General features: G+C 43.5%; 18 protein-coding genes. 5 read left to right on the top strand and 13 right to left on the bottom strand.

Annotated features, from left to right (window positions below):
* Positions 1-43: 43 nt before the first annotated feature.
* The 4 genes from GQR89_RS04610 to folB are packed head-to-tail and all read right to left on the bottom strand — an operon-like array spanning position 44 to position 2,105.
* Positions 44-409, bottom strand: coding sequence for a histidine triad nucleotide-binding protein (locus tag GQR89_RS04610; RefSeq protein ID WP_158768970.1), 366 nt, complete (start codon positions 407-409; stop codon positions 44-46).
* Positions 410-433: 24 nt separating this feature from the next.
* Entirely contained in the window at positions 434-1,234 is an 801-nt protein-coding gene (locus GQR89_RS04605) for an undecaprenyl-diphosphate phosphatase (RefSeq protein WP_158768969.1), read from the bottom strand.
* Entirely contained in the window at positions 1,231-1,752 is a 522-nt protein-coding gene (gene folK / locus GQR89_RS04600) for a 2-amino-4-hydroxy-6-hydroxymethyldihydropteridine diphosphokinase (protein ID WP_199271374.1), read from the bottom strand. The genes GQR89_RS04605 and folK overlap by 4 nt, the downstream gene beginning before the upstream one ends.
* Entirely contained in the window at positions 1,749-2,105 is a 357-nt protein-coding gene (folB, locus tag GQR89_RS04595) for a dihydroneopterin aldolase (RefSeq protein WP_158768968.1), read from the bottom strand. Before folB ends, folK begins: the two co-directional genes overlap by 4 nt.
* 76 nt (positions 2,106-2,181) lie before the next feature.
* Here folB and plsY point away from each other — a divergent pair, with 76 nt between their 5' ends.
* Positions 2,182-2,784, top strand: a complete 603-nt coding sequence (plsY, locus tag GQR89_RS04590; protein WP_158768967.1) for a glycerol-3-phosphate 1-O-acyltransferase PlsY — start codon at positions 2,182-2,184, stop codon at positions 2,782-2,784.
* Between the two features lie 118 nt (positions 2,785-2,902).
* Here plsY and tsaD read toward each other — a convergent pair whose 3' ends face one another.
* Positions 2,903-3,916, bottom strand: coding sequence for a tRNA (adenosine(37)-N6)-threonylcarbamoyltransferase complex transferase subunit TsaD (tsaD, locus tag GQR89_RS04585; RefSeq protein WP_158772129.1), 1,014 nt, complete (start codon positions 3,914-3,916; stop codon positions 2,903-2,905).
* Between the two features lie 218 nt (positions 3,917-4,134).
* Between tsaD and rpsU the strand changes: the two genes are divergently transcribed.
* From rpsU to rpoD, 4 genes are all read left to right on the top strand, one after another.
* Positions 4,135-4,350 (top strand): 30S ribosomal protein S21, encoded by a 216-nt coding sequence (rpsU, locus tag GQR89_RS04580; protein ID WP_006991319.1) that lies wholly within the window; start codon positions 4,135-4,137, stop codon positions 4,348-4,350.
* 84 nt (positions 4,351-4,434) lie between these two features.
* Positions 4,435-4,878, top strand: coding sequence for a GatB/YqeY domain-containing protein (locus GQR89_RS04575; protein ID WP_158768966.1), 444 nt, complete (start codon positions 4,435-4,437; stop codon positions 4,876-4,878).
* Between the two features lie 157 nt (positions 4,879-5,035).
* Complete coding sequence (dnaG, locus tag GQR89_RS04570) at positions 5,036-6,802, top strand: DNA primase (RefSeq protein ID WP_158768965.1); 1,767 nt, start codon at positions 5,036-5,038, stop codon at positions 6,800-6,802.
* Between the two features lie 145 nt (positions 6,803-6,947).
* Positions 6,948-8,789 (top strand): RNA polymerase sigma factor RpoD, encoded by a 1,842-nt coding sequence (rpoD, locus tag GQR89_RS04565; protein WP_199271373.1) that lies wholly within the window; start codon positions 6,948-6,950, stop codon positions 8,787-8,789.
* 307 nt (positions 8,790-9,096) lie between these two features.
* Here the strand turns inward: rpoD and GQR89_RS04560 are convergent, their stop codons facing one another.
* From GQR89_RS04560 to GQR89_RS04525, 8 genes are all read right to left on the bottom strand, one after another.
* On the bottom strand, positions 9,097-12,207 hold the full coding sequence (locus tag GQR89_RS04560) for an efflux RND transporter permease subunit (RefSeq protein WP_158768964.1): 3,111 nt from the start codon (positions 12,205-12,207) through the stop codon (positions 9,097-9,099).
* A 5-nt stretch (positions 12,208-12,212) separates the two neighbouring features.
* On the bottom strand, positions 12,213-13,277 hold the full coding sequence (locus tag GQR89_RS04555; RefSeq protein ID WP_158768963.1) for an efflux RND transporter periplasmic adaptor subunit: 1,065 nt from the start codon (positions 13,275-13,277) through the stop codon (positions 12,213-12,215).
* 330 nt (positions 13,278-13,607) lie between these two features.
* Entirely contained in the window at positions 13,608-18,035 is a 4,428-nt protein-coding gene (locus tag GQR89_RS04550; RefSeq protein WP_158768962.1) for a S8 family serine peptidase, read from the bottom strand.
* A gap of 419 nt (positions 18,036-18,454) precedes the next feature.
* The gene (locus GQR89_RS04545) at positions 18,455-19,006 is read right to left on the bottom strand and encodes a cohesin domain-containing protein (RefSeq protein ID WP_158768961.1); all 552 of its coding nucleotides are present in this window, start codon (positions 19,004-19,006) and stop codon (positions 18,455-18,457) included.
* A 37-nt stretch (positions 19,007-19,043) separates the two neighbouring features.
* The gene (locus tag GQR89_RS04540) at positions 19,044-22,718 is read right to left on the bottom strand and encodes an ExeM/NucH family extracellular endonuclease (RefSeq protein WP_158768960.1); all 3,675 of its coding nucleotides are present in this window, start codon (positions 22,716-22,718) and stop codon (positions 19,044-19,046) included.
* A gap of 387 nt (positions 22,719-23,105) precedes the next feature.
* Positions 23,106-23,912: a choice-of-anchor H family protein gene (locus tag GQR89_RS04535; RefSeq protein WP_158768959.1), complete on the bottom strand. Its 807-nt coding sequence runs from the start codon at positions 23,910-23,912 to the stop codon at positions 23,106-23,108.
* A 123-nt stretch (positions 23,913-24,035) separates the two neighbouring features.
* On the bottom strand, positions 24,036-24,386 hold the full coding sequence (gene rraB, locus GQR89_RS04530; protein ID WP_158768958.1) for a ribonuclease E inhibitor RraB: 351 nt from the start codon (positions 24,384-24,386) through the stop codon (positions 24,036-24,038).
* Between the two features lie 32 nt (positions 24,387-24,418).
* Positions 24,419-25,138, bottom strand: coding sequence for a 1-acylglycerol-3-phosphate O-acyltransferase (locus GQR89_RS04525; RefSeq protein ID WP_158768957.1), 720 nt, complete (start codon positions 25,136-25,138; stop codon positions 24,419-24,421).
* Between the last annotated feature and the right edge of the window lie 8 nt (positions 25,139-25,146).

Genomic DNA, 25,146 nt, shown 5'->3' with positions numbered 1-25,146 from the left:
GGCAAAGGAACGTTTTCATTTGGTTACTTTGCCTTTTACTCGATTACTCGATTTTTAGCTTGTCACTATAGGGCGGCCAACCAAGGGGTTTTCCAGCCAAAACGTGTAAGTGAATATGGTACACAGTTTGTCCACCATATTCGTTACAGTTCATTACTGTTCGAAACCCTTGTTCCGCTAAACCATGCTCTTTGAGTATATGGGCCGCAACCCATGATAAATGCCCAACCATTTCACGATCTTCTCTTTCAATATCATTGATAGTGGCAATCGCTTTTTTCGGTATAACTAAAAAGTGCATCGGCGCTTGAGGATTAATATCTTTAAACGCCAAAGCGATATCATCTTCATATAAAATCTCTGCGGGGATGTCTTTGTTAATGATCTTAGTAAAAATAGTGTCACTCATTCTGATACTCCTTTTTCGTCGCCGTTAAGCGAATACAAACCATAATAGGATCGCACCTAACACCATGCGATAGATCACAAATGGCGTCATGCCCATACGTGAAATCCACGTTAGGAATAGATAAATACATGCATACGCGCTAACAAAAGATAATGCGGCGCCAAAAAGTAATGCATTCCAATCAACGGCATCGGGTGAACTGACTAAATCCAGAGTGGCCAATAGCCCAGCACCTAAGATCACAGGTATCGACAACAAAAATGAGAAGCGAGCGGCGCTCTCTCGGTCAAGGCCTAGCATTAACCCTGCAGTCATGGTGATCCCTGAACGCGACGTACCCGGTATAAGCGCCACAGCTTGCGCCATGCCCACAATAAGAGCGCTTTTCCATGTCATATCGTATATATGTTTATTCAGTGCTGCTTTTTTGTCGGCATACCATAATAGCAAACCGAAGCCGATGGTTGTGCAAGCTATTACCAGCGCCGAACGTGCATATTCCTCAATAAAGGCTTTACCAGCAAAACCAAAAATTAACGCCGGAATAGTAGCAATAATAACCCACCAAGCTAAACGACTGTCATCTGTTTGATTGCGGCTAAAACCTGAACCAAACCAAGCCACCAGCATGCGGCCGATATCGCCACGGAAGTAAATCATAACAGCGAGTAAACTACCCACGTGAACAGCGACGTCGAACGCCAACCCTTGATTATCCCAACCTAAGAGTACCGAGGGTAAAATAAGATGAGCTGAGCTCGAAATAGGTAAAAACTCAGTAATACCTTGGATAATTGCAAGAATAATAATTTCAGTAAGAGTCATTGGCGACTAGCGCTCCATGTAAATGTAATTGGCCATAACTGTTGTTGGGACTTATCGTATTGTTGCCAAAGTGTAAGGTAACTTTTTTTAACGAGCGGATGTTCTACTTCAGGTGCAATTTCCGCTAGTGGCTGCAATACAAAGGCATTATATAGGATCTCCGCGCGAGGAAGTTCCATAGGTACTTGCATAATGACATCGTCAAATGTCAGTAAATCAAGATCGAGTGTGCGCGGGGCAAATTTTTTACTTTCCCGTGTGCGTAAATTTTTCGCTTCAATGTTTTTTAAAATATTAACAACTTCAGCAATAGAGTGCTCGGTGGTCGCTTGCACGACTAAATTATAAAAATTATTGCCGTCAAACCCTACCGACTTGCTTTCATAAACCGACGACAGTGTGAGATCACCAAACGCCCTATGCATAGCATCTAGACCCGATTTTATATGCTGCTCTCGATTAATATTGCTACCTACACTGATAAAAATACTGTGCTGACATATCTTTTCACTGATCATTCTTTGCGCTCACGAGTGAACTCTACCGCCACATTTGTCGCAGTAGGCAGAATATCTGGCTTGCTTAGTTTAAGGGTGATTTTTTGCACTGGAAATTGTTTGAATATTTGCTCTATCATGGCCAGCGCCAACGCTTCTATAAGTGCAAATGTGCTATTTTCGGCCACGGCTGACACTGCATCAGCCACTTCAGCGTAATTCAGGGTGTCAGTTACGTTGTCACTTAACGCCGGCTTATTTAAATCACTGAACAATACAATATCGACCAGTAATCTCTGCTTCGCATCCCGCTCCCAATCGTACACGCCTATTAGAGACTGAACCTCTAAGCCTTCAATGTAAATTTTATCCATGAAAGATCCGCGCTGTTATTGGTTAACTTTTAAGGTAATCTTTAAGAATTGTACCTCGTTTACAGAACATAAGTACATGACGTCACTTAGCATTTTAATTTTTTGTAGCGCTTATCTTTTAGGCTCAATATCCAGCGCGGTATTGATCTGCCGTTTATTTAGGCTACCAGACCCAAGAAATACGGGCTCGAATAACCCCGGAGCCACAAATGTACTGCGTATTGGCGGTAGGCTACCCGCAGCCTTAGTGCTTATTTTTGACGTATTAAAAGGCACCCTGCCGGTTTATCTGGGATACTTTTTAGGATTATCCCCCATCGTGTTAGGGCTTGTAGGATTAGCAGCGTGTTTAGGGCATATTTATCCGCTGTATTTCAACTTTAAAGGCGGAAAAGGTGTGGCGACCGCCATCGGAGCGATGTTGCCTTTGGGATGGGAGTTATCCAGTATTCTGCTTGGTTGCTGGCTAGTAATGATCTTTATTAGCGGTTATTCATCATTGGCAGCCATAATTTCGGTCAGCCTAGCACCGATTGTTACTTGGTTTATTAAACCGGACTATACCGTGCCTGTGACTATGCTTTGCTTACTTATCATCGTACGTCACAAGCAAAATATTACCCGCTTGTTAAATGGTCAAGAAAGTAAAGTCTGGGACAAAGGTAGAACCAAGGAATAACACCTTAAGCATCCCTCCTTTATTTCTTCACCAGAACGTTAATCACATTGTTTAGATTGAACGACGCAGCATCGTATTTTATCGGCATTTGCGTTGCGCGTCGTTTATAGGCATGACCTTAAATGGCGGGCAATTCGTCTAAAGACCAACGAGGCTGCGCTTTAGTCGATAGTCCTTCATGCTCACCTGCTTTAAGGCGTTTCAAACCCGCGTAAGCGATCATAGCACCGTTATCAGTACAAAATTCTAAGCGTGGATAAAAGACCGTACCTTGGAGCTTTTTCATCATTAAATCGAATTCAACACGGAGTTGCTTGTTAGCACTTACTCCGCCTGCAATCACTAATCTTTTTAGACCTGTTTGCTTCAATGCTCGCTTACATTTGATGGCAAGCGTATCTACTACCGCTTCTTGAAACGCAAAAGCAATATTCGCCTTGGTTTGCTCAGACTGGTCAGAACTTCGAATGGTATTTGCCGCAAAGGTTTTTAAACCACTAAAACTAAAATCTAGTCCTGGTCGGCCTGTCATCGGCCGAGGAAATGCATAATGACCTGCTTCGCCCTTTTCTGCCATTTTAGCTAACAATGGCCCACCAGGATAATCCAGTCCAAGTAACTTGGCAGTTTTATCGAAGGCTTCACCGGCGGCGTCATCGACAGATTCACCCAGAATTTCATATTGGCCAATACCATCAACACGTACCATCATTGAATGACCGCCTGATACCAGTAAGGCAACAAATGGAAACTCGGGGGCAGGTTCGTCTAACATAGGCGCGAGCAAATGCCCTTCCATATGATGCACACCGATTGCTGGAATATCCCAAGCGAATGCTAAACTACGCGCAACAGATGACCCCACTAACAAAGCGCCTACTAATCCAGGTCCTTTGGTAAACGCAATCCCATCGATGTCTTTCTGAGTGCAATTGGCGTCTAATAAGGCTTGCTTGATAAGCGGGACAATTTTACGCACATGATCTCGGGATGCGAGTTCGGGTACCACACCACCATAATCTGCGTGCAGCTTTACTTGACTATAGAGTTGATGGGATAATAAGCCCTGATGTTCGTCGTAAACGGCGATGCCTGTTTCATCACAGGATGTTTCAATACCAATAACGCGCATAGTAGAAGTGGTGTTCCGAGTTAAGTTAGGGCGCACATTCTACCTTTCTCGGGATGATTTCACCATATTAGAGTGAATAATCAGCGTCTATTCCAATATTTCCCATATCGGGTCTTTACATTGTTAGCGTATATGATTAAAATTCCGCACCATTTTTAACCGAGCCGGTTATTTTTTGCGCTGGCAGACAAAGTATTTATTTTTGAGGTGAGATTTTAATGCCAATCGTTAAAGTTAGAGAAAACGAACCATTTGACGTAGCGTTGCGTCGTTTTAAACGTTCATGTGAAAAAGCAGGTGTTCTTTCAGAAGTTCGTCGTCGCGAATTTTTTGAAAAACCTACTTGGGAACGTAAGCGTAAGAAAGCAGCAGCTAAAAAACGTCTTTTGAAGAAGTTGTCTCGCGAAAACGCACGTCGCATAAGATTGTACTAATTCTCTCCTAGGGTGTTTGGAACATCAAACACCCTTTGCAGTTTTATCTTAGGTTCATTTTAAGTATTTCTTCGAGTCAATTTCATGTCCTTGTTAGATGATTTAAAAAATGCCCAAAAAGACGCAATGCGCGCTAAAGACAAAATTCGTCTTGGCACTATTCGCATGGCGTTAGCAGCGGTTCAACAGCGTGAAGTTGATGAGCGTATAAAGCTCAACGACAGCGATGTCATTGCTTTGCTTACTAAGATGGTAAAACAGAGAAAAGACGCTGCGAGTCAGTTCGGACAAGCTAATCGTCAAGATTTAGTGGCGATAGAGCTTGCCGAGATCGATATCTTGCACACTTTTTTGCCTCAGCCTTTGAGCGAAGAAGAAATCAGCACCTTGATTGACCAAGCGATGGTTGATACACAGGCAAGCGGAATGCAGGATATGGGCAAGGTCATGGCGTTGCTAAAACCTAAAGTATTAGGTAGAGCTGACATGGGTAAATTAAGCGGTCAAATAAAAGCTAAGTTAGCTTAGCTAGAACCCTTGAGATAGCCTGTATGTTTTTATAGGCGCCCACATAGTTTACTGTAAACAAGCCGCATTTATTTGCGGCTTGTTTGTTTAAGCAGAGCACGTATAGTGCTGTGCTGCATCATTTTATGTAGTGACACGATTATATTGAGAAGTTGACATGAACGGCCGTATACCTCGTGAATTTATTGATGATCTTATCGCACGCACCGATATAGTTGAAGTGGTGGATAATCGCGTTAAGCTCAAAAAAGCGGGTAGAAACTATCAGGCTTGCTGCCCCTTTCATAATGAAAAAAGTCCTTCTTTCACCGTAAGCCAAGACAAACAGTTTTATCACTGCTTTGGTTGTGGCGCTCATGGCAACGTAATTTCCTTTTTAATGGAATACGATCGTTTAGAATTTCCAGAAGCAATTGAAGAGTTAGCTCAGTATCACAGTATCGATGTGCCCCGAGAAAAGAACTCTACTCCCGCGCCGACTCCAGCGCAAAAGCAGCAAAAATCCGACGACTATGAGCTAATGGAAACCGTATCTCGATACTTTTCCCAACAGCTTAAAGTGCACGCTGATAAAGATAAAGCCATCGATTACTTGAAGAAACGTGGGTTAAGTGGCGAAGTTGTCAAAGCCTTTGGGATTGGTTATGCCCCTACTGAGTGGGATGCTGTACTAAGTACCTTCGGCCGCACGCCAGAGGCTCAACAACAATTACTTGACCTGAAATTAATTACAGAAAACGATAATCGACGTCGTTTTGATTTCTTCCGCGAACGCATTATGTTTCCCATTCGGGATAAACGCGGACGAATTGTTGGCTTTGGTGGCCGCGTGTTAGGTGACGGTACGCCTAAATACCTTAACTCCCCTGAAACGCGTATTTTCCATAAAGGCAACGAGCTTTATGGCTTTTATCAAGCTAAACAGGCTTATCGCAATTTGCCTCGCGTGATGATAGTTGAGGGCTATATGGACGTGGTCGCCCTTGCCCAATTTGACATAAAATATGCAGTCGCCTCTCTGGGCACCGCTACCACTGCCGAACATATACAAATGCTTTTTCGTACCACTAGTGAAGTCGTGTGCTGTTACGATGGAGACCGAGCAGGCCGCGAAGCAGCCTGGCGGGCATTAGAAAATGCACTACCCTATCTAAAAGATGGGGTTGAAATGAAATTCCTATTTCTACCCGATGGTGAAGACCCTGATACCTTGGTACGTCAAATCGGCAAAGACGCTTTTGAGCAAAAATTAATGATTGATGCTGTTCCTTTATCGAAATTCTTTTTTGATAATTTACTTCAGCGTCATCATATTGGCAGTGCTGAAGGTAAAGCCGCGTTAAAAGCAGAAGCGATGCCTATGATTGAACAAATACAAGGTGAGAATCAGCGCGCTATTCTGACCTCTGAGCTAAGTAAGCATATGGGCGACCAAAATCGTCATCGCTTAGAGCAAGACGTTGCAAAAGCGGACCAACATAAAGCCGGCGCTAAGTTGGATTTTACAGCGCTCAATAAGGCTAAGATATCACCGGTCAGAATGATGATTCGTTTGTTGTTAGACCAACCTGGGATTGCAGTGCAATGCCAGCACACGAACCCCGCAGCACTGGGCAATATGCAAATACCTGGATTAGATTTTCTTAACGAACTTTTTCAGTTTTGCCTTGCTAAGCCTGACGCCAATACCGCCCATGTTTTAGAGTATTTTAGGGAGCATCCTCAAAGTAAAAATTTATCTAAATTATTAAGCTGGGAGTATGCCGAAGAAAATCAGGTTATGGTCTTCAAAGACAGTTTTGCCAAGTTACTAGATTGGCATTTTAAGAGTAGAATGGATGAGTTGTTGTCAAAATCGCGCTTAGGAAATCTTAGCGTAGATGAAAAACAAGAGTTAAACCTACTTGTAAAAGAACAAAAATGACCCAACATATAGCCCAAAGGGGGTCGAGTCTGCTATACTGGCTAATTCGCTACAGCCTCGAGCCCAAGCAAAGTATTTAGCATTTTTAGTGCGTTTCATCGCACTCGGGATGCATTTTTAACCCAAATCGAGAAGTGTAAGGTATATGGTGCAAAGCAAGCAATCGCAGATAAAACTCCTCATTGCAAAAGGTAAAGAACAAGGCTACTTGACCTTTGCCGAAGTAAATGATCACCTGCCACAAGACATAGTTGACTCAGATCAGATCGAAGACATCATTCGCATGATTAACGATATGGGAATTAAGGTGTTTGAAAACGCACCCGATTCTGACGAACTATTAATGCAAGAAAACGCGCCTGATGAAGAAGTCGCGGAAGCAGCAGCCCAAGCCTTAGCAACGGTCGAGAGCGAAATTGGTAGAACCACTGACCCAGTACGTATGTATATGCGCGAAATGGGTACAGTTGAGCTACTAACCCGCGAAGGCGAGATTGTTATCGCCAAGCGCATAGAAGAAGGCATTAATCAGGTTCAATGTTCTGTTGCAGAATATCCTGAAGCCATCACCTATTTACTTGATCAGTGGGACATGTTTGAAGCCGAAGAAATTCGTCTGAGTGACATCATTGTCGGCTTTGTCGATCCTAACGAAGCAGACAACATAGCCCCCACCGCGACCCATGTTGGTTCTGAGTTATCTGAAGAAGAATTAGATGACGAAGATGATGATGGTGATGACAGCGATGATGAAGACGAGGAAGAAGAAGACACAGGTCCAGATCCAGAAGAGGCTCGTGAGAAATTTACAGAACTTCGTGTGCAATATGAAAAAGCACGTGATGTTATCGCTTCTAAAGGTCGCTCACACGCTAATTCGCGTAAAGAGATAGATGCCCTAAGTGAAATTTTTAAAGAGTTTCGCTTAATACCTAAGCAATTCGACCGCATGGTTAAAAACATGCGCAGCATGATGGATCGTATCCGTGTACAAGAGCGCATAGTGATGAAACACTGTGTTGCTACGGCTAAAATGCCTAAGAAAGACTTTATTAAAGCCTTTTCTGGTAATGAAACCAGTACCGTTTGGTTATTTGAAATTCTTTCTTCTAATGCACCTTATGCAGAAGAAATGAAAGTGCATCAAGAAGAGCTTGAACGTGCTATCGGCAAAATGAATGCCGTTGAAGAAGAAACCGGTTTGATCATAGCCGACATAAAAGACATTAACCGTCGTATGTCGATTGGCGAAGCGAAAGCTCGTCGCGCTAAGAAAGAGATGGTTGAAGCTAACTTACGTTTAGTTATCTCGATTGCGAAAAAGTACACTAACCGTGGCTTACAATTCTTGGATTTGATTCAAGAAGGTAACATTGGTCTGATGAAAGCGGTTGATAAGTTTGAATACCGTCGTGGCTATAAGTTCTCTACTTATGCTACTTGGTGGATCCGTCAAGCGATCACGCGTTCAATTGCAGATCAGGCTCGTACTATTCGTATTCCTGTGCACATGATCGAGACCATTAATAAGCTAAACCGTATTTCTCGTCAAATGTTGCAAGAAATGGGTCGCGAACCAACACCAGAAGAATTGTCAGAACGCATGATCATGCCTGAAGACAAAATTCGTAAGGTATTGAAGATCGCTAAAGAGCCAATCTCAATGGAAACGCCAATAGGTGATGATGAAGATTCGCATCTAGGTGACTTCATTGAAGATAGTACGATTGTACAGCCTCTTGATTCTGCTACTGGTGGCAGCTTGAAGAATGCAACTCAAGAAGTTTTAGCTGGCCTAACCGCTCGTGAAGCGAAAGTATTGAGAATGCGTTTCGGTATTGATATGAACACCGATCATACCCTTGAAGAAGTAGGCAAGCAGTTTGACGTTACCCGTGAGCGTATTCGTCAAATCGAAGCTAAAGCACTTCGTAAACTACGTCACCCTAGCCGTTCTGAGCAGCTACGTAGCTTCTTAGACGAGTAATCAAGACGTCTGATATGTTGTAATACAAAAAACCGGATTTAATATCCGGTTTTTTTTCGTCTACTGTTTACCTATCGCGCCTGCTGATTATCAAAGCGAGAACAATGTTGCCGGCAACGAATACATGTCTTTGCTTAATGCTTACACCGCAGATTAAGACTCGTTGGAATACGCTTGTATCTGTGTCAACGTTTAATCACCTTATGAAGACATTGAGCTATTTATTATTCATAAGATGCAATAAGACGCCGGATACAAAAAAAGCGGCTTAGGTTACCCTAGCCGCTTTAATGACATCGATAGTAGACTAGAAATCATCGCCTTTTTGATACGGAATTTCTTCTTCTAGTTTTTCTAATTTCTGGGTGATAACTAATGGAGAACCTGTATTTCGCGCTAACCAATAATAGGCGGTCGGTACAACAAAAAGTGTCAATAAGGTTGAAACTAATACCCCAGCGAATATCACCATGCCAATAACAGTTCTGCTTTCAGAGCCTGCTCCGCTTGCAAAAACTAATGGTAAAGAACTAAATACAGTCGTAAAGCTTGTCATAACGATAGGGCGTAAACGCAGCATCGCTGCTCTTTTAAGGGCTAACTCAAACTCTACACCTGCGTCACGTAATTGATTGGCAAACTCAACAATCAAAATACCATTTTTTGCGGCAAGACCAATCAACATCACCAAACCAATCTGACTATATATATTTAGCGTCATACCAGCAAAATAAAGCCCAATAAATGCGCCTACTAAAGCAAGAGGCACGGTTAGCATAATAACTAAGGGATGAACCCAGCTCTCGAATTGGGCAGCAAGGATCAAATATACAATGACCAATGCCATGAGGAAGATAAACAAAATTGAGTTGCCCGACTCTTGATAGAGTTGAGATTCTCCTTTGTAATCGACTGATACACCTTCAGGGAGTTCAGTATCCACGACATTGCGTAAATACTCTAACGCTTGACCGACCGTATATCCCTCAGCTAAGTTGGCGCTGATAGTGATACTACGCATGCGGTTATACCGGTTTAGCCGTGATGATGTAGCTCGCTCTTCTACCTTGAGCAAATTATCCATAGGAATCAGCTCGCCAGTGCGGAACGAACGTACATACAAATTATCAATACTTTGTGGACTACGATAATCTTCTCGGCGTCCTTCGAGTATCACGTCATACTCTTGGCCTCTGTCTAGGTAGGTTGATACACGACGTTGGCCTAGCATGGTCTCTAATGTGGTTCCGATATCACTTACCGATACGCCTAAATCAGCGGCACGCTCGGTATCAATGTTGACCAATAGTTGCGGCAGCGTTTCTTTATAATCTGAATCTAAGCGCAACAGGTTAGGGTTTTCTTGCGCTATAGAAAGCAATGTATCTCGCCACCCTACAAGTTCTTCATAGGTGTTGCCCTGCAAAACAAATTGCACGGGACGCCCTACTCCACGCCCACCAAGACTCGAACGCATAATAGCAAATGCGCGTACATCAGGAATAACAGAGAGTTTTTGACTTATTTCGTCCATTAACTCAAAGGTAGAACGTTTTTTGTCTTCTCCGATCGGTGTGCCAACAATCGCAATACCAGCACTACTGCCAAACCCTGGTAGACGAATAAGGACGCGCGTTGCATCGCCGCTATCTAAGTAAGGCAGTATGATTTCTTCAACTCTTCTCATGCTCCTACTATTTTCTTTAAAACTTGCACCCTCAGCTGATTGAATTTGAATAAAGAAGTTACCGCGGTCTTCCTTGGGTACAAATTCGCTTGGTAAAACCTCTAATAAACGTAATAAACCTAAAATACTGACAATAATAAGCAACGTCATTAAAATAGGTTGATGAATGGTTTTACCCAAAACTTTAAAATAATTACCTTCGAATTTAGTAAAAGATTTGTCCATCCATGCACTGAATCTAGTTTTATGCTGGCTTTTCTTCAATAACTTAGAGCTAAGCATCGGTATTAGCGTCAATGCCGTCACACTTGAAAATGCCACAGCCGCAGCAATAGCCAAAGCGAACTCAGTAAATAAACGCCCAATGTTACCTTGTAAAAAGACTAAAGGAACAAACACCGCAATCAACACTAATGTCGTGGCTATAACCGCAAAACCTACCTCGCGCGCACCGCGATAAGCTGCCAGCAATGGCGGTTCACCGAGCTCTATCCGTCGAGAAATATTTTCAAGTACAACGATTGCATCGTCGACCACCAGCCCGATAGCAAGAACCAAGGCCAATAAAGTGAGTAGATTTATTGAGAACCCGAGGGCATACATAACCGTAAATGCCGCAACGAGTGAAACTGGGACTGTAACAGCAGGTATAATGGTTGCTCGAAAATTACCGAGGAATATGTATATAACAAACACAACCATCAACATCGCAATAGCAAGCGTCTCATATACTTCATTAATTGATGCTTCAATAAAGACTGAAGAGTCATAACTTGGCACAATGAAAATATTATCAGGCAAGGTTTGCTTGATTTCCTCAATAGCAGCTTTCGCAGCTCTTGCTACCTCTAGCGTATTGGCTTTTGATTGTTTAGTAACACCGATACCAATCATATTTACACCATCGCCGCGAAACTCCGTTTCATCGTCTTCAGCGCCCAACTCGACTGTCGCCACTTCGCCTAATCGAATAAGATAACCATCACTACCTGCCTTAACGGGTAATCTTGAAAAGTCCTCAGGGCTCAAGTAACTGCGCGCAACGCGCACATCAAAATCGCGTTGCGTTGATTGTACCTCTCCAGCGGGTAACTCGACATTCTCCGCTTTAATGACCTGCTCAATGTCAGCAACCGTAATCCCTCTAGCAGCCATGGCATTGCGGTTAAGCCACACTTTCATGGCGTAACTGCGTCCGCCACCTAAACGCACGTTTGCGACCCCATCAGCCACTGACAATCGGTCAACTAGGTAACGATCCGCGTAATCGGTTAACTCCATTACACTCATATTGTCGCTACGTAAGTTGTACCAAACAATTACATCATCATCTGATGTAGATTTTGATACCTCGGGAGGATCGGCTTGGTCGGGTAAGTTATTCAGTGCCCGGCTGACGCGTTCACGTACATCATTCGATGCAGCATCAATATCACGAGAAAGGTTAAATTCTACATCAATTGAGGAGCGCCCATTCCTGCTGCTCGACTCAATATTTTTGATCCCTTCGATACCACTAATGCGATCTTCTAGTAATTGCGTAATACGGCTTTCGATAATGGCTGCAGATGCGCCAGTGTAAGTCGTGTTAATTGACACTATAGGAGGATCAACATCTGGATATTCACGTAAAGATAAAAACGTCACAGCGACGATCCCGAATACGACGAGTAATAAATTTACAACAGATGCAAAAACCGGACGTTTAATTGATATGTCAGATAACAGCATAAGAATTACCCTTGCGACGTGTGCATGGAAAGTACCTTAACGGCCGAGCCTTCCCGTAAACGAAGGGCTCCCTCGACAACAATTTTATCGCCTTCTTGCAAACCAGAGGTAATTTGTGCGATTCCAGGTTTGCGCAAGCCTACTTTTACTTCTTGACGGACAACCTTGTCATCCTTAATCACAAAAACGAACTGCTGATCTTCAATAGGTACCAGTGCGCCCTCGGGTATCGTTAACGTATCGAGTATTTCTTTCTGAAGATTAATTTGTAAAAGCATGCCAGGGCGAAGTTTTAGGTCTTTATTATCGATTGTCGCGCGGATCTGTATTGCACGTGTCACGGGATCTACCCGTGAAGCGATACTTGATATTTTACCTTCAAAAGTCTGCCCAGGGTAGGCAACCGAAGTAGCAGAGACCTTCTGACCTTTATTGACACTCGCTAAATGTGACTCTGCAATAGTGAAATCCATCTTAATGATATGTAAATCATCCAATGTCGCGATTAGGTCACCCGGCATAATCAAGGCACCTACACTGACCATACGTACACCCAGTAACCCGCTGAACGGCGCGCGAAGCTCTAACTCATCCAGTTGCGCTTTAGCTACTTCTAATTGAGCTTTAAATGCTTTTACATTCGCCTCTTGTTCATCAAGCAATTGCGCTGAAGCGGCACTTTTTTGTGCCAAATTATCGATTCTCTTTAACTGACGCTTTGCTTCTTGCAAATTGATGTCTAGTTCGTTTAATCGAGCCCGTTCTTCTCTATCATTGAGCTTTAATAATAGTTGCCCTTTTTTAACCAAATCACCATCATCAAACTCTATTCGTTGCACTATGTCTGATTTTTGCGCCGTCAGCATCACAGATTCATTCGCATTTGCGGTACCGAGTGCCTCTACCGTCACTGGAAATTTCTGCTCAACCACAGTATATGCTGTTACCGGGGTTGCACTTGATTCACGTTTTTTTTGCTCCGTATCATTGGGCAGATATAAGTAAACCAATAAACCACTAACCAAAATCAGCGCGATTAAGATAGGTGAAAATGAAATTCCTTTGGACATGGAGAAACCTTTTTATAAGTTGAGTTTTAAGTGTATGTTTTCTACGACTAACGTCGCTATTTGGTTCGATATTACGTTAATTTTTTGATTATATTAGTTACATTTACGCTTTCTTACACTTTTAAATTAAATAAGCTATTGGGCTGAAAAATACGTAATTTCACCGCATTTTAGAAAGCGCAGAGAATGGAAAATTTATAGATAAATACAAAACGGAGGGATTAACGTCTCATTATTTTCTTTAGTTAAAGCAATAAAAATATTCTCACAAAAAAGGGCGCTCATATGAGCGCCCTTATAATACTGCACTAAATAGTGCGAGTTTATAGCTTAATTAACTGCACAACGTGAACGTGTACACATACCTTGTAATAATCTTACGTCGGTATAATTCACCTGTCCATCTTCGTTAAAATCGAAACTCATATCGATGTCTTGACGAAGTTGAATAGCTCTTGTCAATGCACGTATATCAAGCATATCGACATCGCTATCGCCATCCCAATCGCCTGCAACCGCTACGACTGCATTATCGTTGACAGGACTGACCGCCATTTTCGTACCGATATTATTAGGCAAGGTCGACAAAGCCAGTAACTGAATAGGACCGCCGGCATTATCTTCAGTGACTTCAAGGGTAAACGTCAATAACTTAGTATTGTCAGGGTCTTGCAACCTTAAGCATATTTGCGAACCTGAAACGATATCCGTCTCAATATTACCTATTGATTCACTGGCATCCCCTACATAATGAGTCGTTAAACCAGTCATCCCATCGATTGATTCAAAACCGATCGAAGTCCCTAGTGTATCCGCCATTACATGCGTCACATCGCCGTAGGTGAATATGATGTCAGGCTCATTACCAACGGGCGCATTGTTGAAGATGACTTGAAAATCAAGAATATCATCAGCTACAGCAGCATACGGACGCATATTATCCCACTCAATAATAGTGAAGGCACCCGCGGTTGCAACAGAAACACCCGATTCATTAGCGTTATCAAATATCATATCGCGCCAGAAAGGAGCTAAGAGTCCATTTGCTGGATTCTCATCAGGCATTAATTGGTTTACCCAAGGCGTTGTACCTACATCGCCGCTAAAGCTGATGAAACCATCATCAGTTACGCCAATTGAATCATATGCTTGACCCAGTAACGAAGCAGGAACATTAAAGTTTGCCGTGACAGTATCACCGTCAGCATCAGAGAAACCGATGCCAAATGAGGCTAAATCAAGATAACCTGAACCCTGACCAAAGTTAGGATTTGCGCAAAATGCATCATTTTCATTAGTGGTAACAGAATAGGAAGCGGCTTGACCTTTAATAGATTCTTGTACCACGTTCCACGTTAAGGTGCCGTCATCGTCAACGGTTCCATCAGCTAAAGAACCTTCCACCAACTTTACGCCGTCTGGCAACGATAGAGCAATATCATATAATCGGTCTTCAGAGGTAAAGTTTGCGCCTACTTGTATGGCGTAATCTATTTGATCACCGGCTACTAGAAATCCATCGCTACCGCCAACCACTTGAACATCATCCGCTATTCTATCAAGATTAACGACGACCAGACCAAAGTTACCGGCTGAGTCAGCACTGGAGCCCACATCAAATGCACCAAAGTACTTATCACCTGCAACCGCATCAATATCCCAGCCAACACGAATGTCAAACGGGGTAATTGCCGCAATAGAAGATGGCGCATCAACGGTAAGGTTATCACCTAACTCACCATCGATTAACGCGGTAACAATGGTAAATTCGTCGCTAGCACCTGGCGCTGAAGCGCTCCAATTTTGGGTTACGATCCAATATGTGCCAGATTGAGGTTCAACTAGACTGACTTTTTCTAAAGCTGTGCCCGTCGCACTTGATCCTACAATTTCATTCGTCTCAGGGATCCCGTTTTCATTGGCATCACGCACAACAAACAAGTCCAAATCAGGAGATTCAGAAGCGGTAATTTCAGCCACTAAATATTTAGCGTTCTCTGGTACTTCCAGAGTAAGGACATGCACACCATCTTCCAAGTCATCTAGAGCATTACTATTATCGCTGTCTTCTAGAATACTTTCGGTTACACCTGTGGCTTTAGTTAAACCATACGAGCGCGCCGTAAAGCCATTTATCTCAACCGCTACTAAGTCAGATATCACACGGGTATCCGCACTTCTGTCAGCTGAAATATTAAACTCATTTGGAATATTACTGGTTGTCGCAATCACCGCAATTGGCATATGCAAATCGGGGGAATTATCTGAGGTAAGATTCAACTGGGCGAATAAAAATTCATCACCACTAACATCAGCCGATGCTGTTACCGTAATTACCTGACTGGCACCTGCCACAAGATCAAACGACTCAGGACTAACTGTAACGCTTACGCCATCAGAAATACCCACACCTGAAACAGACCACGAACCGTCTTTTGTTGCTGTTACCGTTCTCGTCCAGCGGCAGGCGCCTACACAGTTATCATCTGCCATACTGGGAATATTGAGTGTTTTAGGATCCCCTTCTTCATTCGGGTTAGCCGCAAGATAATTTGCGCCTGATTCATCCATCACCAAACCCGTTTGATTAGCCAAGTCTACCTGAATGCGTCCGGAGCCCATATCAAACCAATCCGCCGGCGTTTCGCCGTCTTCTTTACGCATATTAGTGGTAGCCGTCATCATCAACGCAGACCGTATATTGTCTGGTGTCCAACTAGGATTCGCCGCCATTAACAACGCTGCGGCGCCTGCTACATGAGGGCTAGCCATAGACGTTCCACTTAAAAAAGCAAAATCACTCGGGTCAGCTATATGGCCATCGTGACCAAATTTTTGGTCAGCGGAAGCCGCATAAATACTCACCCCTGGCGCCGCAACTTGTGGCGTGATGGTACTGATTGAAGGATTAGGTCCTCTGGATGAGAAATCGGCTAAGTCATCCCCTGCAGATAGGACTAATTCTCCTTCTGAGGGAGTGATGGTCGCCATATGGCCTTCACCACTTGCTAGCCAGTTACGCAGCAATTCAGCTTGTGCTGCGTCGATATGGATACCAGGGATCACGTATGCGTCGTTGTCGACACTACTGCCACCGTTAAGCACATTCCCTAATACAAACCCTTCTGCACCACCTGAGGCAACATTTTGTGCTTTTTCAACTCGGGCAATTGCACCGCGGTCACAAAGGACTATTTCTCCGCTGAAGGTGCCTTCTGGGAAAGGTTGTAAACACTGAGCAGGGTCTCCCGCTGGATCATTTGCATTAGCATAGTCCCCTGCGTAAACGATAGATGCGGTGATACCTAAAGAGTTACTGTTACCTGTTAACGTTCCTAGTTCGCTATCACCACCGGTAAATTGGCCAATTTCTTTTGAATAATCGATTTCACGTCCATGCGTAGACGCTGCAACAGCGGTGTACCATGGAGCATGTTTAGAAGTTGTGGCAGCATCAGGACCTGAGTTACCAGCCGATGTAGCCACAAATATACCAGCATTTCTAGCCGATAAAAATGCCATATCAACATCACTACTCCAGGGGTACCCTCGGCCACTAATAGAGTAGTTCATTACGTCGACACCATCCGTTATCGCATCCTCGATACCTGCAAGGATTGCCGCTCCTGGACAGTCACCATAGGTGTCGCCCGCATCAGAACGTCCCGGATAACAAATTTGATAAGCAATGATGTTGGCATGAGGTGCAACACCCGAAATTTGCGCAAATTCAAATGATCCAGGAATACCGTGACTTTCCTCACCTGCCCCTGGTGTCAGCACGGGTACATTGGACAATATATTACCAGCAAAGGTGCCCGCGGTGTGTGAACCGTGTCCACTATAGTCTTCGCCGTTTCTAGGTAAGTTAGGGGGGAAAACATCCGTATCCCCATAATCATCGGTTATTCTGGTGTAACTGCGAACACCAATGAGTTTGTCATTACATATCTCTGGGTAATCACCTGCGCAATCGCCTACATAAACGCCAGCACCCCGAGGGTTAGTATGATCATAACCGTCATCACCAATATCTGCGAATGAACGGCTACCGGTATTCACTCCTGAATCTATGGTGGCAATAATGATGCCTTCACCTAGCGTACCCACGCCGGAATTAGTGACTGAGCCATCCCATACATTCGGTGCGCCAATTTTCACCGGGCCTGTATCAGTATCCATTTTATACATTGTTTCACGTTCAACACGTTCAACGCCTGGAAGTTTAGATATTGCTTCAGCTTCATCAGGGGTAACTCTAACCGCCACACCGTTTACGCTGTATTTGTATGACTCAATAACCCGCAGACTATTTGCGACTCTTGAGGCTCGTGTGATAAATGAACTCTGAACACCTTTGAGGTAAGACACATAGGCTTTCACTTCTGGGGCTTCAACGTCGAGTTTACCGGCTTTCTGGGCGCCTTGCGCTCTAGCTAATGTTGAGGTTGTTTTTTTCGGGTTAGTGGCTTTTAGGTCTTTAATTCCACCATCATAAGTCGCCACTGGCTGGTCGGTTAATCTTACAATGTAGACATAAGGTTTATTTTCTATGCCTTTTTCGACTACAAACCTTTGAGCAATATTGGCTACAGGTGCTTTTTGATTTTTGTTTTTGTTGACCGATGTCGCGTCTACGCTTTTGATTGCGACTGATGTGACATCAAATTTCGATATTCCTTCAGCTAACTCATTAGCCGAGTGCGCTGACATAGACATCAATGCTGCAGATACAGCTATGGACAGTGTATGTTTCATTTTATCTCCGTTTCCCTGATGGGTTATTTTATAACCTTGTTATTAGATGTTTTACTTCAAAAGTACGGATAATTAAAATGCCTTGATATTTTGCCATCATGGCTACAACAGTAGTTTACCCGAACGGGTGTTAGCTTATTTTTAACTTACATATTACTTAATTGCAACTCAGTAAGTTGAATATGAATGGATTTAATTTTAATTAAATTGTATTGCCAAGTTTGCAGTCAAACGACATCTTGATCTCCGTTAGCATAACGCATTTTTGGGTAGGAATAATAGCCGTTATAAATAAACAAATTCATAAAAATTTCAAAAAAAAAGGCGGTTAATCAAGGATTAACCGCCTTTTCTGTTCATACTTCAAACAAACCAAAATCACTCACTAAGTGTGTACGAGCCTGGCTTGCTGATTACCTTTACGCTTTGCGTCGAAAGCCAAATAATGCCAAGCCAGCAAGTCCCATCAATGCCATAGAGCCAGGCGCAGGTACCGCGATGCTAGTAGCCGAGGCGCTTGTGTCTAAAGATGTTCCATCAAAATCATTTTCTCCGAACAAAGTCGTAGTCACCAATGAAAATGAAGACTGGCCTTCGCCAATGGCCAGCAAATCAAACGTTGCAACTAGATAATTTCCGGCGCCATAAACTACAGGAGCTAAAAAGTCTTGGTATAGATTAGTAGAAACAAGTCCAGCAGCTGCAGTGTCCACATCCAACCCACTGAATGTAACGTAGTCAAAAAGTGGGAAGTCAGAGCTGGCGCTACCATCTACATATGCAAAAAGACTGCTATCAAAATTCAGACCTGCGAAAAAGGCAGTAAAGTCTTCCGTAATACCTATCATATTGATATTAACAGACACTGTATCCCCAACTGATGGGTTTACATTATCCAACTCGATATTGATCATATTGGCGTTAGCGGTGCCAAAAAACATTGTACAAACTAATAAAAGTACTTTTTTCATTTTTATTTTCCTACTGTTAATTAAAGGGTACAACCTATTAAATAGCGCAACTTGTGCGAGTACACATACGTTGCAATAATCTTACATCGGTATAAGTTACCTGACCATCTTCGTCAAAATCAAAGCTGTTGTCTATAGTTTGACGAAGTTGAATCGCTCTTGTTAGTGCGCGAATATCCATAATATCCACATCACCATCAGCATCGAAATCGCCTTCCACTACTTGAACATCTGACTCTAACTGTAACGAAATCACAACAGGATCGTGATCAGACATACGATAAGCATCGGGTGCAAAATATTTCACTTGCTGAACTTCAGACTGAAAATCAAGGTTATAATCCAACACTACTGGCTCATCTGCATTGATGTGCCATTCGGTAGTATCAACTACACTGTCCAGAATACTAGCACTTGCTAAAGCGTGATCTAAGTACCCTAACTCACCATCAAACGAGTAAGAATAAGCTTCTGCTCCACCAAAGTAGTTAGCAAGGTCGATGTAACCCGCACTCATAATGGCGCTAATAGGGTCTTCCTTAGCATACGAGTTCAAGTCACCGATAATTAGCGCAGGTGTATCACCAAACTGTTCAGTAATAAAGGTTGTCAATGCTTGCGCGGCACGCGTACGTGTAAGGTTACAATTACCCTGCCCCGTAGTCGCATCATCATCACCAGTGCCACAACTTGACCCTTTCGACTTAAGGTGATTGACACTTACGACTAAGGTTTCACCGTTTTCAACTAAAGCAAACTTCTGCGCTAAAGATGGACGGTTTTTAGTGTCATCAAACAGAGCTCCGTTGTCGTCAGTAATCGAGTTATCGCTAGTTAATACCGCCAACTCACCGCTTAGGGTTACCGATGCGGGCTTATAAATAAGTGCAACGGTTATGGCATCAGTGCCAATGGTGCTGCCACCATCAACAACAGCATACGTATCCTCACCCATTTGCGCATTAATACCCTCAACCAATTCAATGATCGCACTGTCTGGACCAAAACCGTCATTCTCAATTTCCATCAAGCCAACAATGTCAGCATTCATTGCCACAATGGCGGCGACTGTTTTAATTTTTTGACGGTCGAATTCGCTTAGCCCATTTGTATCGGTGCCATTATCATCTGCACCTCGGCACTCAAAACCGCCAGTAGGGCCACATATATCCTGTCCAGCATCGATGGTATTGAAGAAGTTCAATACATTAAGGCTAGCGACTTTGAGGTTACCTAATGTTAATTCCGGTTGGCTGGTGCGTGAATTCGTCGCAGCAAAAGTCGGCGCTTCGGTTGGGATAACACGATACTCACTAAAGCTATAGTCAACGACTCCGGTCAATGCTGAAACCGTATCTCCCATTCTCAGGGTGTTATCTGCCGATAAACCGCCTGTGGGGAAAGGAACAACATCAGGGTTGCTAGTGTCGTTGCCATCATCTAATAACAGACGATTTAAACTATTGCTGGCAGCTAATGATACCGCTTCAGCAGAGCCTGGTGTAAAGATGTTAGTTGGGTTGTAAAGACGCCCATTAGATAAGGTAAGTTGACCAAAACGCCCTAAGGTGAAGTTGTCTGTTACCGTCAAGGCCGCTGAGCTTGTCACTAACATGCCTTCTAACGCTTCAAAATCGTCTAGAGATGTAACTGGCAAGATGAAATCAGTCGCCGAAACTGTGGCGGTACCACAGACCAATGGCGCTGACGAAAGGGTTATTTGAGTACGATCAAAGAACTCAGATACCGTTCCTTTCACTGATACGACATCCCCTACCGCTGGCATGCTAAATGCGCCGCTGTCGTTGAACACTAATACACCTTCAGACGTACTAGGATCACCATCAGTATCCGCGTCCTCTTCTTGGACATAGAAAACGTTAGAGTCAGGTAATACCGCCGTGACAACCGCCTGCACTAATACAGTTTGGTCCACTAAAGCGCTTGCACTACCATTGCCTTGCACTTGATGTATAAAGGTATCAGGCGCATTACAAACTAATAATTCTGCGGTGCTAAAGCTACTGATAAAGTCAGCCGCAAGCATATCAGGAGTGCCATCTTCATCAACGATTGAATCCGCTGGCAGCGTCAGAGTACACATATCATTGCCACTAAGCTCAGTGGTAGGCGTTAAGGTGAAATCTATTCCATTTAGCGCGCCATCTAAAGCCACTTCACCACTTATATTACAAACCAAGTTAGGCCATTGTGTCACCGTGACACTTTCACTGAATGTTATATTGATAACGCTATCTACGCCCACATCAGTTGCGCCTTCTACAGGGCTAATATTAACCACGGTAGGCGCTAAGTCCGGGACAGCACAGCCTGCAAATGATGTTCCATCAAGCTTGGTGCCTGGTGAAAATAAAGCACCATTGGCTTCGGAAACACTAGCATGCGCGCTGTAACTTTCACCTGTTACGTCAGGATTTAGCGTCAAAGACTGGTCGTTAGCGCCTTCAGAACCATACACAACGTCAAAAGTACTGATACCGTTGCTCACCGTGATGGTATCACCACCATTGTTTAAGCCAACAGTACCTGAAGATGCCGCCTGGACTAACGCTCCACCGAACACACCTTGGGGAGTTCCACCACCAAATACCACTGCGGCACATCCGGCTTCAATTACTGAGCCAGAAGGGAACGTATGGCGCACTTGAACCGCGTCACTTATCGTCCAACCGCTTACATCAATGGCACTATCGCCTGCATTCACCAGCTCTACGAACTCGTCATCACTAGAGTCGCGAGTGCCGTCTCCATTAGCATCACCGCTGATATCAGCAGCGGGGTCCGCATGGAATTCATTAATCACAAGACTTACCGTCGCGCTGTTGTCTATAACGGTAAAAGAGACGATGACATCTTCAGCCATATTATCTGGCTCGCCATCTAAATCAGTCACATCAATGGCGCTAACAGTAAAACTACAACTATCACCTGGTGCGAAGTCTTGATCAGGATTGAGCAAATAGCTTGTGCCGTCGCCCGATGCTGTAACAGTAATGGCAACGTCACTGGCACAATCGATAGTGTTATAAGCGCCAATAACGACCGGTTCATTAAAGGTTAAACTGATATTGGCATCAATTGCCACGTTTGATTCGCCATCTGCGGGGCTAACCACAACGCTGGGCGCGCTGTCTGTTACTTCACCACCAAAAGACTGACCGTTATTAATACTATCTGGTGTTTCTGCTGCTTCGGCTTGCCAGCTAAAATCAGCATATTCACTGCCGCTTCCAGATAACTGTAAAGATACGCCTACTGGCGTTGAGGTTGACTCGGCGACACCGATGTCAATACTTGTCAGGCCTATAGCGGGGCCACTGGCCGCTTCAAAACTGCCTTCATAACTTAGAAATTGTACGACATTCCCACCCGCATCAATTAACGCCATACCATCTGGCGCACCATTTTGAATGCTGTTGGGATAAACCGTAGCAAAGCCGTAGCCGCCACTTGGGTTTATAACAGTGCCAGAAAGATTTTCAGTTGAGTAATCAGTGAGCTGGGTTGGCGATCCGTTGTAAAGCACAACCGACCAACCGGTTAAATCAGTACCTTGAGGCGCCGCGATTTCAATAAATTCGCCAACATCCCCACCTATATTGTCATAGTGAATTTCGTTAATAAATACGCTGGTTGCTTGCGCCGTTGAGGCACAGAACAACGCCAGCAGAGCTGGGTATTTTAATTTCATAGTTTCTCCTGAGATTTTATTGCCAGTTATCCGGCTTCTTATAATTTTTAAGGTGGCAATGTTCTTATAATTCTATGACATCTATATGACGGTCAACTAAGCGTCAGTATGCAGCACCTATTCTCGATATTGTCACAGCATTGTTTAATATTCCAGCAGACTTGACCAAATAGTCAGTAATTAACTTCCTGACGCCAAGTTTCTTTACCCATCAAAGGGTTAGTAGTTGAGTAATGTGGTATTTTTGAGTGAAAAACATACAATTAAAACGTTTAGTTTATAGATAAATATTTTTGCAGGAGACGGATATGAGAAATGGAAATATAGCGAGGTGAAACGGGTGCTTAAATAACGTTTAAAACAGCACCCGCTTAATTTATTTTAACTTTAGCGCTCCTGGCTAATCCGCTTTTTGCTTAATCGAAATAAGGCAAAGGGCAATAACAACACGGCTAACCAACCCGCGCTGCCTCCACTTGCTTCAATGACCACGACATCGGGTTCAACATAGATAACTTCGTTGTTCTGACTTTCAATACTGACAAGATAGAGATCTGCATCGCTGTATCCGTCTGCTACCGCTAATAACTCATTGGTGAACGCGTCGTAAACCTCTATTAAAATTTCGTAATCATCAGGATAAAAACCGCTTAACAATTCCGTTTCAACAGTCAGTTGATCATCAGCACTATCGGCATCGATATGAAAATCTGCGGTGGTATGATACTCACGAAATTCCTCTCCAATACCCAAGTATAATCTTGCGTAAACGTCGCTGTGGTCATATTGCGTATCCACATCAATATCCACACTAAAATGATGGTAGTAACCATCGTAGTCACTGTCTGTATGCAGCGTAACGTAGGCATCGTAAATCCAATATTCTTGATTAACTTGCGTTGCTGCAGGCCGAGCCGCCAATTTAAGCGCAACTTGCCCGGGGAGTACTTCCTTTGAAGCTGTTTTTTGTGCTTGGCTAGGACTGTCTTGTTCAGTGCTGTGGGCACTTGTTTGCTGCGCTAACGCCACTGAAACAGCGGGAACGTTGGCAATTGTTGAAGACTTTTCTAACGTCGCTAATACATTACCTGCTTGGCGGTCGGTAGATTTAGCAGACCACGGTAACTCATCTGCCTGAGCAGACAAACTGCATATGACTAACAATGCGCAGTACTTAACAAATGATATTTTCATGATGCACTCCCTTAAAAGATATAGGGAGTGTGAGATTGATTGCATGAACAAAGGCTGAAGATAAACTTACACTAAGTTAATATGCCTTTGTACAGATGGGCTAAGCATCGGAAATACCTCCACTTACTCTATAAAATAGGTACCCCAACCGTCAAAATGTACTTTTTGTTTTTTTGCTATAGCCAATAACTTTACCGTGTCGGCATTGATCAGCTCGACGTCGAGTAAACGCTCTACTACCGCGTCAAAACAAAAAATGGTGCCGCCGTCATCGAGCATTAACTCTTCGGCATCACCTACTTCAAAACCGGCTTTAAACGCATCGACGGCGGCTTTTTCTAAAATATCGAAATCATCACCAGCAAAGTGGTACTCAATCGTATGCGGCTTAGTGCTGTCACTGCCATCCTCAATCAACGCTTCGACAGTCTCTTGATTAAATTCAAACCATTCTGCTTGTTCGTCTTCGCTCATATTTAATCCTGTGTTCAATTTAGGCCGCTAGTTTATCTGTTGCTTGCGGCAACTTCACTGTCTAATTGCGCTATTTTATCTTGCATCACCTGATGAAAGTATTCTGTCCACTCGCGGGTGGTGCGACTATCATCGAGCTCATAGGGCTTACCCACATCTATGATCAACGTGCCGTTATCCCATCGATTTAACTTGATCTTATTCTCTAGGTTGCTCGCCGCCACGATAATAACAGGTCGTTTAGCCAGTTTTGCAATACGAAATGCGCCTGATTTAAATGGTAATAAACCACGCCCATAGCTGCGCGTTCCTTCAGGAAAAAACCACACGGAAAGTTTACGTTTGCCCATTTTGTTAACTGTGTTTTTGAGCGTATCCATTGCCCGACCAGAGTTTTTGCGGTCAATCATAATATTACCTGACAACCAGTATACTTGACCAAAAATAGGAATCCATTTGAGGCTTTTTTTACCGACCGTAACCGTTCCCTTCAACGCGGCTGCGCAAATTGTAAAAATGTCATAGCTATTTTGATGATTAGCGATAAATATGTAAGGACCGCCACGCTGAGCTTCTGGCGCTATTCGTACCTCAAGCTTCAGACCCAGCAGTCTGCAGGTAGAACTATACAATTTTCCGGCCAAATGTACGTTGTCTCGATGAAAGGGACGACAAAGGCAAATCAATACCAGCAATATATTGATTAAAAGAAAGTAAAAGAAAACAGAAATAATTCGAAGCAAAGCCAGCACGCGAGATC

Source organism: Paraglaciecola sp. L1A13, assembly GCF_009796745.1.
Taxonomy (GTDB): Bacteria; Pseudomonadota; Gammaproteobacteria; order Enterobacterales; family Alteromonadaceae; genus Paraglaciecola.
Note: the sequence above shows the minus strand (reverse complement) of the source record. Positions and strands in the feature narration are given on the sequence as shown.

Bases quoted from the DNA above. Each gene is read 5' to 3' on its own strand.
- dnaG (WP_158768965.1), top strand. From the start codon at position 5,036: ATGAACGGCCGTATACCTCGTGAATTTATTGATGATCTTATCGCACGC.
- GQR89_RS04575 (WP_158768966.1), top strand. From the start codon at position 4,435: ATGTCCTTGTTAGATGATTTAAAAAATGCCCAAAAAGACGCAATGCGC.
- rpoD (WP_199271373.1), top strand. From the start codon at position 6,948: ATGGTGCAAAGCAAGCAATCGCAGATAAAACTCCTCATTGCAAAAGGT.
- GQR89_RS04560 (WP_158768964.1), bottom strand. From the start codon at position 12,207: ATGCTGTTATCTGACATATCAATTAAACGTCCGGTTTTTGCATCTGTT.
- plsY (WP_158768967.1), top strand. From the start codon at position 2,182: ATGACGTCACTTAGCATTTTAATTTTTTGTAGCGCTTATCTTTTAGGC.
- rpsU (WP_006991319.1), top strand. From the start codon at position 4,135: ATGCCAATCGTTAAAGTTAGAGAAAACGAACCATTTGACGTAGCGTTG.
- GQR89_RS04550 (WP_158768962.1), bottom strand. From the start codon at position 18,035: ATGAAACATACACTGTCCATAGCTGTATCTGCAGCATTGATGTCTATG.
- folK (WP_199271374.1), bottom strand. From the start codon at position 1,752: ATGATCAGTGAAAAGATATGTCAGCACAGTATTTTTATCAGTGTAGGT.
- GQR89_RS04540 (WP_158768960.1), bottom strand. From the start codon at position 22,718: ATGAAATTAAAATACCCAGCTCTGCTGGCGTTGTTCTGTGCCTCAACG.
- folB (WP_158768968.1), bottom strand. From the start codon at position 2,105: ATGGATAAAATTTACATTGAAGGCTTAGAGGTTCAGTCTCTAATAGGC.
- rraB (WP_158768958.1), bottom strand. From the start codon at position 24,386: ATGAGCGAAGACGAACAAGCAGAATGGTTTGAATTTAATCAAGAGACT.
- GQR89_RS04545 (WP_158768961.1), bottom strand. From the start codon at position 19,006: ATGAAAAAAGTACTTTTATTAGTTTGTACAATGTTTTTTGGCACCGCT.
- GQR89_RS04605 (WP_158768969.1), bottom strand. From the start codon at position 1,234: ATGACTCTTACTGAAATTATTATTCTTGCAATTATCCAAGGTATTACT.
- GQR89_RS04535 (WP_158768959.1), bottom strand. From the start codon at position 23,912: ATGAAAATATCATTTGTTAAGTACTGCGCATTGTTAGTCATATGCAGT.
- GQR89_RS04610 (WP_158768970.1), bottom strand. From the start codon at position 409: ATGAGTGACACTATTTTTACTAAGATCATTAACAAAGACATCCCCGCA.
- tsaD (WP_158772129.1), bottom strand. From the start codon at position 3,916: ATGCGCGTTATTGGTATTGAAACATCCTGTGATGAAACAGGCATCGCC.
- GQR89_RS04555 (WP_158768963.1), bottom strand. From the start codon at position 13,277: ATGTCCAAAGGAATTTCATTTTCACCTATCTTAATCGCGCTGATTTTG.